General features: G+C 37.7%; 12 protein-coding genes. 3 read left to right on the plus strand and 9 right to left on the minus strand.

The features are described from left to right. Window positions 1-131 precede the first annotated feature (131 nt). The gene (locus tag ACO5V7_RS02205; protein ID WP_485484881.1) at window positions 132-884 is read left to right on the plus strand and encodes a DeoR/GlpR family DNA-binding transcription regulator; all 753 of its coding nucleotides are present in this window, start codon (window positions 132-134) and stop codon (window positions 882-884) included. 152 nt (window positions 885-1036) lie between these two features. On the opposite strand, the gene pepF is transcribed toward ACO5V7_RS02205, so the two are convergent. Then, complete coding sequence (pepF, locus tag ACO5V7_RS02210; protein WP_485484882.1) at window positions 1037-2845, minus strand: oligoendopeptidase F; 1809 nt, start codon at window positions 2843-2845, stop codon at window positions 1037-1039. Window positions 2846-2938: 93 nt separating this feature from the next. On the opposite strand from pepF, the gene ACO5V7_RS02215 reads away from it, so the two are divergent. Then, on the plus strand, window positions 2939-3655 hold the full coding sequence (locus tag ACO5V7_RS02215) for an N-formylglutamate amidohydrolase (protein WP_485484883.1): 717 nt from the start codon (window positions 2939-2941) through the stop codon (window positions 3653-3655). Between the two features lie 84 nt (window positions 3656-3739). Here ACO5V7_RS02215 and ACO5V7_RS02220 read toward each other — a convergent pair whose 3' ends face one another. The 5 genes from ACO5V7_RS02220 to trpX form a co-directional block, all read right to left on the minus strand. Further along, window positions 3740-4000 (minus strand): hypothetical protein, encoded by a 261-nt coding sequence (locus tag ACO5V7_RS02220; protein WP_298650421.1) that lies wholly within the window; start codon window positions 3998-4000, stop codon window positions 3740-3742. Between the two features lie 48 nt (window positions 4001-4048). Further along, window positions 4049-5596, minus strand: a complete 1548-nt coding sequence (locus ACO5V7_RS02225) for a ClC family H(+)/Cl(-) exchange transporter (protein ID WP_485484884.1) — start codon at window positions 5594-5596, stop codon at window positions 4049-4051. A gap of 96 nt (window positions 5597-5692) precedes the next feature. After that, on the minus strand, window positions 5693-6475 hold the full coding sequence (locus ACO5V7_RS02230) for an ABC transporter ATP-binding protein (protein WP_485484885.1): 783 nt from the start codon (window positions 6473-6475) through the stop codon (window positions 5693-5695). Next, entirely contained in the window at window positions 6476-7372 is an 897-nt protein-coding gene (locus ACO5V7_RS02235; protein ID WP_485484886.1) for an ABC transporter permease, read from the minus strand. Window positions 7373-7478: 106 nt separating this feature from the next. Further along, a complete protein-coding gene (gene trpX, locus ACO5V7_RS02240; RefSeq protein ID WP_485484887.1) occupies window positions 7479-8513 on the minus strand; it encodes a tryptophan ABC transporter substrate-binding protein in 1035 nt (344 codons plus the stop codon). Window positions 8514-9008: 495 nt separating this feature from the next. Here trpX and ACO5V7_RS02245 point away from each other — a divergent pair, with 495 nt between their 5' ends. Beyond that, entirely contained in the window at window positions 9009-10514 is a 1506-nt protein-coding gene (locus ACO5V7_RS02245) for a flavocytochrome c (protein WP_298650409.1), read from the plus strand. Window positions 10515-10570: 56 nt separating this feature from the next. On the opposite strand, the gene ACO5V7_RS02250 is transcribed toward ACO5V7_RS02245, so the two are convergent. From ACO5V7_RS02250 to ACO5V7_RS02260, 3 genes are all read right to left on the minus strand, one after another. Continuing rightward, window positions 10571-11722: a low temperature requirement protein A gene (locus ACO5V7_RS02250; protein ID WP_485484888.1), complete on the minus strand. Its 1152-nt coding sequence runs from the start codon at window positions 11720-11722 to the stop codon at window positions 10571-10573. Window positions 11723-11734: 12 nt separating this feature from the next. After that, window positions 11735-11965: a hypothetical protein gene (locus tag ACO5V7_RS02255; protein ID WP_005606923.1), complete on the minus strand. Its 231-nt coding sequence runs from the start codon at window positions 11963-11965 to the stop codon at window positions 11735-11737. Between the two features lie 61 nt (window positions 11966-12026). Next, window positions 12027-12473, minus strand: a complete 447-nt coding sequence (locus ACO5V7_RS02260) for a flavodoxin (RefSeq protein WP_485484889.1) — start codon at window positions 12471-12473, stop codon at window positions 12027-12029. Window positions 12474-12958 lie beyond the last annotated feature (485 nt).

Here is a 12958-nt window from a genome sequence, read left to right on the forward strand (position 1 = left end):
CCTTTCTGATTAATATATTAGCAACACAAGAAAGCGGATACAATACATGGATGAACTATTGAACATCATTCAAGTATTGTGCTATAATTTGTTCATAAATGTTCAAAAACGTTCAACTAGGGGGTTTTATTATGGTATCTTTAGAGCGAATGTCTCGTATTATGGACATTCTCACCAAAAGGAAAATCATCTCTACCTTCCAACTGGAAGCGTTGATGTATTGCTCCACCTCTACATTGAGGCGTGACCTGATTAAACTAGAAAAAGAAGGAAAAATCATTCGATCTCATGGCGAAGTTCGACTTGTTACTACAAACAATATTGAATACGCTTATGATAGCAGAAGCCATGAAGAAACTCAGGGGAAACAACAAATAGCAGAAACTGCCTCCACTTTCTTAACGGATAACCAATCAATTTTTATTGATAGTTCATCCACGTGCGCCGCACTCGCACCTCACTTAGGAACCCTTCAAAATTTACGTGTCATTACAAACGGGATTGAAATCGCACGTAAGTTGAACAATTATGAAAATATAACTTTGTTCTTCTGCGGAGGACATATCGGCTATGGAACAAACTCGGCTTTGGGAGATTTTGCGACGGGTTTTATCAATAATTTCCATGCTGATATTTGCTTTATGAGCTGTCGAGGGCTTGACCGTTTCGCTGCTTATGAGGCTAATCATAGTCAAGCGCTTTTTAAACAACAGATGATTGCAAATTCTGATGTTTCTGTACTACTTGCGGACCACTCGAAATTCAATACAAGTCATTACTTTAAACTATCGAATTACAACGCAATTGATTATATCGTAACCAATCAGGCCCCCGTCGAATCATTCCAAGATACAGTAGGTTCTCAATGCGAAATTCTTTGGTAAAAATATAGAACAGAGAAAATACACGAAGAAAATTGACATGTTGAAAAATGCTAACTCTCTTTTAAGTTAGCCAAACCAATCTTTTTATTTTCTTTTGTTAATAGTTAATATAGAAAAAACGCGCTACGGTTGTAGCGCGTTTTTTACGTTGATTATGCTTTTAATTCTTCTGTTAAGCTTTCTAATTGGTCTACTAAATGTCCAACGTAAGCAATGGCTTGTTTCAATGGTTCATCTGTTGAAACATCGCAACCAGCATGAATCGCTAAGTCTTTGGCAGACATGCTTCCACCTTTAGATAATGTATCTAACCACACATTAGCATGTTCAGGGTTTTCTTCGATTTGGTTGGCAATTGCAGTACCGATTGTAAGACCTGCTGAATACGTATATGGATATAATCCCATGTAGTAGTGCGGTTGACGCATCCATGTTAATTCTGCCCCAACGTTTACAACAAGGCTGTCTCCGAAGAATTCTTGCATCACTTCTTTTTTCACGTTTGATAATACATCAGCGTTCAACATTTCGTTCTTATCAAGCATCTTATAAATACGATCTTGGTAAACGGCTTCCATGTAGTGAGTAACCATGTTGTGGAAGTACGTACGGCTAATCATATTGCTAATCACCCAACGTTTAAATCTGGCATCTGTGCTTGTTTTGAGTAAGTAGTTTGAAACAATGACTTCATTACATGTCGAAGGAGCTTCAACGAAGTATAATGAACATTCATTATTTAAAATCGATTGATGTTTCCCTGTTGACATGAAGTGATATGCATGTCCTAGTTCGTGCGCTAAGACGAATACTTCATTCATTTTACCTGTCCATGATAATAGAATAAATCCGGCAACATTAGGAACCGTCGCACAGAACCCACCAGTACTCTTACCAATGTTTTGTGGAAAATCTGTCCAGCGTTTGTCATAACTTTCATCAATCATCGCTTTGTAGTCTTCTCCAAGAATGCCTAAAGCTTTCTTCAAGTAATCGCGAGACTCTTCAATCGTCATATCCACTTCAAACTCTGGATCCAAATTGATTTTTGCATCCATAAATTGCATATCAGAGATTCCATGCTCTCTGGCTAATAATTTAATATAGCGTTGCAAATGAGGAGCTAGATTTGTCATCAGCATGCGAATTTGACGATCGTATAATTCACGGTCCCCATCTTGCTCATCTAATAAGTAGTCAATGACACTATCGTAACCACGCATCGTTGCCATCATTTTTTCTTTCTTCAATTGAGAAATATATTCGTTAGCAACGGTATTTTTATAAGCGTTTAATGTTTTGTAGAAGCTCTTAGCCGCAGCGCGACGGACTTCTTTATCCGCGTCCATTTCATGTAAGTTTTCGTATAATACAAAACTATTTTCAAGCGTCTTACCATTTGCTTCAAATGACTCGAATTGCATATCTTCGTGTTTAGTTACTTCATATAATTGGTAGAAGCCTGGTAAGCTACTTAAGTTTGATAAGACTTGTTCTGCATCTTTAGAAAGCGTATGTTTCTTTTGGCGAATCACTTTTTCTACAAAGTAGGCTAAGTCTGGTCTCTTCTCTTCCACGAATTGGTTTAAGAAGGCTTCGTCTAATGAAATGAGTTCTGTCATCACAAAGCTCATGTTTTCCGCATAGGATACGCTAACTGCTTCAAACGCTGTCGCATTTTCAATCACTTTCGGATTCAAGCGGTCTACTGCCATTGGTAATTCCGCATAATGAGAAGCACGGTATACTGCTAATTCAATCGCTTCATACCTGTGAATCGCTTCATCTAATACTTCTAAATCCCCTAATTTGTTTTCATATTTTTCTTTGAAAGCTTTCATTTCTTTCTTTAGTTTCTCCAACTCTGCGTAAAACGCTTCGTCGTTTGGATATAATAAAGTCATATCCCATGTAATAGAAGGATCTACTTCACTTCTTGGTACTAATTTAATTTCAGCCATTATAGTCACTCCTTTTCAGTTAGTATCAATTATACACAATCTCCGGTTCGTTTGCTATACTAGGAATATTGAAAAACGAAAGAAGGTGCTCCGATGCAAGTCATTCATAAACAGTCGAATTCTCCTCTTGTGATTTCAATTCCGCACAGTGGAACAGACATCCCACAAGACATTGCTCCGATTTGTAATCTAGCAACCAAGCGTGAACATACTGACTGGGAACTACAGGAACTTGTGGCCCCACTTTCTGAGACGACTCTAGTAGCCAACGTTTCTCGCTATATTGTAGACGTGAATCGCTTTAAACTACGCACAGGGAAAGCGACACAGCCCATCATTCCTAGAATTGATGAAGTAGGCAATCAGCTATTTAACAACTATCCTTCTAAGAAAAAACAAGCGGATTGGTTGCAACGTTATTATAGTCCTTACTACCTTCATTTAGAAAACCTACTGAACGAAAAGTTAGAACAGCATGAAAAAGTGTTGTTGGTCGATTTACATAGTTATGATGACAAGCTTTTTCAAACCAGCGATATTATTTTAGGAACGCGCAAGAAACAAACTATTAACGAAGAGCTTCTGGCACAACTCCAACGCCTCTTTCATGAAGAAGGAATATCCACTCAAGTAGACACTCCCTTTTCAGGTGGCAATATTATTACAACCTTTGGGAAGCGCCCGCGAATTGAAGCCGTTCAAATCGAAGTGCCGTACTCGCTTTATCTTGAAGGACACTCGCTTCACGAGGAACGCTCTACTGCCCTACAACAACAATTAATACGTATTTTTCAAAAAGTATGGATGTAGTATTTTTGTTACGTAACATAATTGTTACTTCTTATAACCTAGAAAAAACACCTTGAACGATTTCCGCCCAAGGTGTTTGTCATTTTAATTTGATTTTTCTTGCAATTGTTTGATTTGCTCTTCCAATTGTTGGATGCGTGTTTCTTGTGCATCGATTTGTCCTTGCATATGTGTAATTTGATCTTTGTAATTTTCTAGTGGTACCTTCGTCGATTTCGCGAAACTACGATAAACGAATACGGACACAAATAGAATAATACCTGTAAGGATGATAAACACCCATGCTTGATTTCTTTTTAAGTATCGATTAAAACTTCTTTGTAATTCATTTCCTTGTTCGCTCATCTTTATCACCTCTCAATTTTACATTATACCATTTATTACAAAATAACTCTAGGGAGCCGTCACAAGATGCATCATCTCTTCCGTTGCCTTTCCGACAATTCCTTCATCGCAAACAACAATCAAAATGTCACCACTCTGTAAAACCGTATCTCCGCGAGCGATAATTTCTTTTGCACCACGTCGAACTGTTGCTATAATGATTTGCTCTGGCCACTGAATATCACGGATGGCTTTTTCAACAAGCGGACTATCCACCATCACAGGCACTTCGAAGGTTGTACGCTCTCCTTTTGTATCGGTTGAATGTTCTTTATCTAAACGTTCTGCTAACACTTCATAGATTGGGTCCATCTTCAAGAAGTCAGCTACGATATAGGCCACTAATGTACAAATTCCAAGAGGCATCAATTGGTTTAATCCACCGACCATCTCTGTTACAAGTAGCAAGGCTGTTAATGGTGCTTTCCCAATTGCTGCAAAGTACCCTGCCATCGCAAAGAACACAAAGCTAACGCGTACACTTGGGTCTATCCCTAAAAATTCAATGAGGAATTCAGCATATACCAATCCAAGAAGAGCTCCGAGTGAAAGAATCGGTAAAAAAATCCCCCCAGGAAGTCCTGTTCCGTATGAAATCATTGAGTAGACAAAACGAATCACAAATAGCCCCACTAAAAATTGAACAGTATCATTTTCTTTAACGAGTGCTAATACTAACTCACCACCACCGCCTAAAACATGTGGATTCCATATTCCAAGAGGAATAATCAACATAAAGGCAATAAGGCAGTAATTATACGGTGCCACTTTCGGAAAAAGTGTCTTGTAAATCTTTGGCAAAGCTAATGTGAGACGATGGTACGCTAATCCAAAAATTGCAAGGACAATGCCAAGAAGGACAACATATCCATAATATTCCATCGGAAAACGTTGGTCATTCCCCAGGTTAAGCGAAGGATGTGTCCCAAAGACATTTAATGAAATAAAGTTAGCCACGATTGCTGCTGTTAGAGTTGTCACGGCTACAAGTGGACTGAAGGTATGATGAACTTCTTCTAATACAAACATAAGTCCAGCAATCGGAGCATTGAACGCTGCGGCAAGACCGGCACCAGCTCCACTGGAAATAAACACATTCTTCTGTACCCGATTTGCCTTAAATGTCTCTGCAACTCCTTGACCAACCGATGCTCCTAATTGAATCGAAGGGCCTTCACGTCCAAGCAAGAGTCCTGACCCAATCGAAATCGCTCCACCTACGAATTTCTTCCAGCAGACAGACCACCAATTCATATCCATCTTTCCTTGAAGTTGTAATTCTACTTGTGGAATCCCACTCCCTTTAATATCAGGATCACTCTTTACAATCCGCCCTAAAATAATCCCCATTACAAGGCTAAACAGAATCCATACAGGAATCCATTGCGATTGTTCTCTCAAAAATAAATAGACGTTTACTACTTGTTCTAAAATAAAACCAATCATATATCTAAATAAACTAACCGCACTACCTGCTAGCACACCGATTAATGCGCCAATAGCAATATAACCTGATTTTCGATATCTCCTAGGGTTCAAATGACTCCAAAACTCCATTTGCACTCATCCTTTACAATTTATTCTCTTTCATTATATCAAAGTCCGTCCATAAAAAAAGGAAGAAATGAAAATTATTTCACTTCTTCCATTGTTTTATTCACCTTGTAAGTCCGCTTCATCAAGAGCATTCATTAAACGGAATAGTTCTTCCTCTGTTAATACTGCTTTTTCCTCTTTGACAAAATCGCGTACAATCTCTCCACGATGCATGACAATAAGTCTGTTTCCAAAATGAATCGCGTCAGATAGATTGTGTGTAATCATCAAAGCGGTTAAGTTTTTTTCTTCGATAGTTTCTTGTGTTTTCTGCATAATCTTGCGCTGTGTTTTCGGATCAAGCGCTGCTGTATGTTCGTCTAATAGTAATAGTTTCGGAGCGTTCATCGTTGCCATGAGGAGTGAAATGGTTTGACGTTGTCCGCCTGATAAAATTCCGATTTCTGTATGAAGGCGGTCTTCTAATCCAAGTCCTATGGGGGCTAGTAAAGCTTCAAATTGTTGCAACTCTTCTTTAGAAGACATTTTAAAGAGGCTACGTTTTTGACCTCGGCAGTTTGCTAAGGCTAAGTTTTCAGCCACTGTCATCCGAGGGGCTGTTCCTTGCATTGGATCTTGGAAGACACGACTAATATAAGCCGCTCGTTCAAAGTCCGATGTATGCTCAATTTGATGACCTCCAAATGAAATCGTTCCTTCGTCTAAAGAAAAATTACCAGCAATCGCGTTTAGGAAAGTCGATTTCCCAGCACCATTTCCGCCGACAATCGTGATAAAGTCTCCTTCTTGAATCGATAAGCTTACGTGTTTTAATGCCTTATGCTCACGAGATGTTCCAGGGAAAAATGTTTTTGATAAATGCTGAATTTCAATACTCATTTAATTCCCCCCCCTTCTATGACGTGTGCTCTTTTGCTGAATCCAACTTTTCATTTGCGGCACTGTTAAACAGAATGCAATGAGTGCTGCTGAGATGAGTTTAAAGTCGTTTGCTTGGAAGACATTGAGTAATAATACAAGCATTAATAGTAAACGGTAAATAATCGATCCGTATAGAATGCAGACAAGACGTCCCACGAAGGACTCATCTGCAAAAATGACTTCACCGATAATAATGGCTGCTAGCGCAATAACGATGGTTCCAAGACCTGAGTTCACATCTGCGTATCCATTATTTTGTGCTAAAATCGCACCCGCTAAAGCAATCAGAGCGTTTGATAACATCAAACCAAATACTGTCATCTTACGCGTGTTAATTCCAAGTGCACGTGCCATCTTTTCATTGTCCCCTGTTGCAATGAGCGCTTGTCCAAATTCAGTTTTGAAGAAGCAGTACATCAAGAAGATTAAAAATCCAATAATGATAAGCCCCATAATGATGATGTCAAAATACTTTGGTAAGCCCAATTTTGAAAGGACACTAAAAATGGTATCTTGCCCAAGTAGTGTAATATTCGCTTTTCCCATGACACGTAAGTTAATCGATAATAGAGACGTCATTGTTAAAATCCCTGCTAATAAACTTGGAATTTTACAAACGGTCATGAGGAACGCCGTCACTCCACCAGCAAGCGCTCCAGCAATCATGGCTACAAGCGTTGCTAAAAAAGGGTGCACCCCTTGTTGAATCAAAATCACACAAGTGGCAGCCCCAAGAGGAAAACTCCCCTCAGTCGTCATATCTGCAATATTTAAAATTCGAAAACTAATGAATAATCCTAGAGATAATACGCCCCATAATATCCCTTGAGAAATCGAAGAAATTACTAAATCCATTTCGAAAAAAATCCTCCTCTAAAACGATTATTATAACGTATACGTTATAATGTATATGAAGTACTACCTCGTAGAGTTACTATCATATCAACGCTTCTAAACTCTCTTATTTATTGGTTGGTGTTACTTTTTGTGCATCTTTTAAGATACTGTCTGGAATTGTAATGCCTAATTTTTTCGCTTTTTCTTCGTTGACATAGACAACACCTTTGTTTGCTAATGTGATTGGTGTATCGGCTGGGTTTGCACCTTTTAATACTTTCACCACTACTTTAGCTGTTTCTACACCGATTTGGTATTGGTCAACCCCTACACCTAATACTCCACCGTCAGCTACCATTGTATCCGCTGATGGGAATACTGGAATTTTAACCGCATCTGTAACTTGAACGACTGTTGCCATTGCACTTGCGATTGTGTTATCGATTGGAACAAAGATAGCATCTACTTGGCTTGCTAAACTTTCAGTTACTTGTTGAATATCATTTGTATTTGCGATTGTTGACACTTTAACTTCTAGGCCTAGTTCTTTCGCTGCTTTTTGAGCTTCTTCGGCTTGTTTCACGGAGTTATCTTCACTTGAAGTGTATAGGATTCCCACTTTCTTCATGTTAGGAAGAACTTGTTTCATGATTTCTAATTGTTGTTTGATGGGTGTACGGTCACTCACGCCTGTAATGTTGTTTCCTGGTTTTGATTCGCTTGCGATTAAACCTGCTTCAACTGGATAAGTAATCCCTCCCATAATAATTGGTGTTTCTTTTGTATTGTTCGCTAACGCTAATGTTGCAGGAGTTGTAATCCCTACTAAAATGTTGTTTCCACCAGAAACTAATTTTTCAGACATGCTTGCTAAGTTACTTTGGTCGCCTTGTGCGTTTTGAAGGTCGATTTCTAAGTTTTTACCAACTTCGTATCCTTCATTTTTTAATTCGTCTTGTAGTCCTTTATAGATGGCATCTAAGGCTGGGTGGCTAAGTAATTGTAATACCCCAACTTTAACGGTTTCGGTTTGTGTGGATGCTGTGTTAGCTGTATTTGTTTCTTTATTTTTATCTCCTGATTGATTGAAGAATAATGCTCCAATCACTACTAATACTAATAATGCTCCGAATAAATAAATGCTTTTGTTCTTTTTCATGATGAATTCCTCCCAAAATTACATAGGTATTCGCAAACTCTATTAAAAAAGAGACTACGTATGTTACTACGAGTCTCCCTTATAAATAGAAAGACCACGTCAGCTCTAGTCTATAGAATCTACGTGGTCGAGTTTGCTTTAAATATTGAAATCCACATAGATACAAGTTCACGTCAATGAAGGTTGTATCTATATGTACAAATGTACGTTAAGAACAACCTGTATCTAGTGGCTTTGCCAACGCGTATTTAATTTTAATACGATACAAATGTTTTCCATGTTCTTAACTCCTTTTCTAGTGATGTGTTCATTATGAACGCAAATGTCCTAGGTGTCAACTTTTTTTTCAAAAAGATAATCTTTTATTTTTATCTATATTTATAAACACATTGTTATTTCTTAAACAATTCTTTATTTTTTATTGTGGTTTTCTTAAAAATGTGATATTATATCAAAGGAAATTAATAAAACATTTTTTCATAAAGGAGAGCGAAAATGAAAAAAGGTCTTTTAGCTAGTTTAGCTATTTCATCAGTTCTATTATTAGCAGCTTGCGGAAATAATAGTTCTAAAACTTCAACTACAGCTCAAGAAACAACAACTGCTGAAGCTGTAGCAAGTGCATCTGCTCAAAAATATGCAGACCCTTCAACATTAAAAGATAGCTATGATGTTATCATCGTAGGTTCTGGTGGTGCTGGTTTATCAGCTGCCATCCAAGCGAAAGAAGCTGGTTTAAACCCAGTTATCTTAGAAAAAATGCCAACTGCCGGAGGAAACACAACAAAATCTTCTGCTGGTATGAACGCATCTCAAACGAAATTCCAAGAAAAAGAAGGAATTAAAGACTCTAACGATAAATTCTACGAAGAATCACTAAAAGGTGGTAAAGGTACAAATAATCCTGAATTATTACGTTACTTAGTAGACAACTCAGCAAGTGCGATTGACTGGTTAGATTCAATGGGAATCACGCTTAGCAACTTAACAACTACTGGTGGTATGAGCGAAAAACGTACTCACCGTCCAGCAGATGGTTCAGCTGTAGGGGAATACTTAGTGAATGGATTATTACGTAACGTTTCTGAACGTGAAATTCCATTATTTGTGAATGCAGACGTAACTAAAGTAAACGAAAAAGACGGCAAAGTAACTGGTGTTAACGTTACTATCGATGGCAAAGAAAAAACAATCTCTGCTAAAGCAGTTGTATTAACAACTGGTGGTTTCGGTGCCAACATGCAAATGGTAACTGAATACAACCCTGCTTTAAACGGATTCGTAACAACAAACCAAAAAGGTTCAACTGGTGACGGTGTTGTTTTAGCAAAAGAATTAGGCGCTGCAACTGTTGACATGAAAGAAATCCAAATTCACCCAACTGTAGAACAATCAACTTCAACATTGATTTCTGAATCAGTTCGTGGTGAAGGTGCTATTCTTGTGAACCAAGAAGGTAAACGTTTCTACAACGAAATGGAAACTCGTGATAAAGTATCACAACAAATCATTGGATTAAAAGAAAAATATGCTTACTTAATCTTCGACTCAGCTTTAATTGAACGTGCAAAGGCTGTTAAATTCTACGAAAAACGTGGATTAGTGAAGAAAGCTGACACAATCGAAGCTCTAGCTAAAGAAATTAATGTTCCTGCTGAAACATTAAAAGCAACATTAGAAACTTGGAACAAAGCTGTCGCTGATAAAAACGATGCTGAATTTGGACGTAAAACTGCAATGGACCACGACTTAACAAAAGGACCATACTACGCAATCCAAATCGCACCTGGTATTCACCATACAATGGGTGGATTGAAGATCAACACGAATACAGAAGTTCTTAAAGAAGATGGTTCTGTAATCAAAGGCTTATACGCAGCCGGTGAAGTTACAGGTGGAATTCACGGTGCAAACCGTATCGGTGGTAACGCTGTTGCCGACATCATCATCTTCGGACGTCAAGCAGGTGCGCAATCTGCTGCATATGCAAAAGAAAACTAATTAATTTCCAATTGACCAAAAAAAACTCTGAAGCGATTGCTTCAGAGTTTTTTTGGTTAAAATTGAATATTTTCTTGTATCCATTCTTTTCTAAAATGAATGGCCACTTGTGTCATCGATACAGATTGAATCGCAAGGATTCCGAAGAAAAGAAGTGTATTATTTTTAAACAGAACTGCTAGGATAGCTCCTATTAGGTAGACTACAAAGTAACTCATTGCAAGTTGTTTCGTTATCTGTAGGCCTTCTTTATTGTATCGTGAAGTTCCAAAAAGGCACACATAAAACAGTGTGATACCCACAAGAACCATTGAACTTCCCATTTCTAACAATTGACCATCATAATACATCTCTACTCCAGCGGTCATAATATTTATCGCAATTAAAATTCCAATATGTAAATACACCAAGGGCACACCCGCTCTTTCTTGATGATGTTCAATTCCGATAACAGTTTGAGAAACATAAGAAACAAATAGGAATCCAACCATCACAAACGTGGATACAGATAAAAGAAAATGTTCAGCTAGTGGATACGTTTTGATGACCGCGACGACCAATTCTCCTACTGTTAAAATCGTAATCAGTTGCATTCGTTCCACTAAATGCGGAAAGTTCATATAGCTGTATTTCATCTTCTTTGTCATAAAAGTTGGATAGATTAAAAGCGCTAAATAAGAGAACAAATAAATATAGTTGATATACTCAACTGGAGTAAATGAAATGATCACCATCGAAACAATGACAATCAAAATGGCGATGAATATTCCTTTAATTTGAATCACCATATCATTCGTACACTGTTGGTACTTACGAATATGCAATAAATACTGCAAAATAATAATTCCCAAAACGACAATCATCAATAGATTGTAATAAATATATACTGGGATAGCAATTCCATTAAAATTAACAACTCCCAATCTCCAATTCGCTGTAAATAAAGTCACCATATTTCCGATGACAAGCGCCGCTGCGATAATAGTATAAATATCATTCGTATCTCTTCTACTGTAACGATTTAAGTATGAGTTCTCCATTAACCACACACTCCAAATCGAAATAGTTGCAACAAAAAACGCTAAAATCCCTTGCAAGTTAACAATGTGTTCTGGAGTGGAATGGAGAATACCCACTAATTGACTTGTCGCAAGTATAAAAACTAAATCAAAAAACAACTCATAGTTTGATACTTTCTTTACTTTCATGCTACTCCTCCCTTAGTCCTCATCCTTAATATCGATATCTTCTGGGATTGGTTCATCCAAGTACTTCTGATATTCTTCTAAGAGACGTTCCCGTTGTTTCAAGAAGAAATCGAACTGTGCACTGTTCAAGAGTACCTCTCCATCCACTTCCACCGTCTTCACTTGCTTTGTTTGGATTAAATGCATGAGATATCCTAATTCTATTTCCAGATTCTCTGCAGTTTGTTGTACGGTATAATACATCCTTTCCCTCCAATAAAAAAGCTACCCTAAACGAATTGTCTAAGGCAGCCAACATTTTCAATTATGCTAAAGCTTCAACGAGGCTTTGCGCGAAAGCTTGGATATTGACGATATCATCTGCTTCAGCGTTCAAGTCTACTAAGACATTTTCAGCACCTTTTTTGGCACCTGTTTTTGCAAATTGCGCATCAAAATCTAATACTGATTGGCAGAACTTATCGTAGAAAGTATCCCCTGAACCAAGTGCTCCGTATACTTTCCCAGTTAAATCTTCTTCCTCTAATTCTTCATAGAAGTCGACGATTTCGTCAGGTAAGTCGCCATCTGTTCCGTAAGTATAAGTTGCGACAACATTAATATCATAATTATGGAATTCGTTTGCTTGTGCTGAAGTACATTCTTTCACATCTACTTCTACTCCACGGTCTTCTAATGCTTCTGCTAAAATATCTGCAATCTCTTCTGTATTTCCTGTTAAACTTGCATATACGATCAATGCTGTTGCCATGATACCACTCTCTTTCTCATTCAATACAACGATTATAACAAATCCACTAAACGCCGTCTATTGTTTCAGAAAAAAATATAGGATTCCATAACCAAATCGACTCTTCGCTAGCACCCCATTTAAACAGGCATAACACCTGTCTTAAAAAATTGTAGAAAGCACACATAAACTCTTTGCACCGTTCCATTTCACAGAGTTAAATACGTCTAAAATCAATTCTTGGACCTTACGGATTTTATCATTACCATAATAGGGAATGATATTCAAGATGAATTAGTAGGAGTTGGAGCTTGCTCCTTACTCCTACTTTGAAGTTTGAAAGATGAGAGACGAAGACTCGAATCGATATCCTATTATGGTAATGATAAAAAGTATCCGTAAGGATAACCAAGAATTGATTGGCAAGACTATTCGCCAAAATTTTTTGAGAATTTTTAGGTATACTTTATCTGTTGCACCCCCTTTTCAAAAGTTTTACTATAATA

The sequence above is a fragment of the Granulicatella sp. genome (assembly GCF_057274575.1).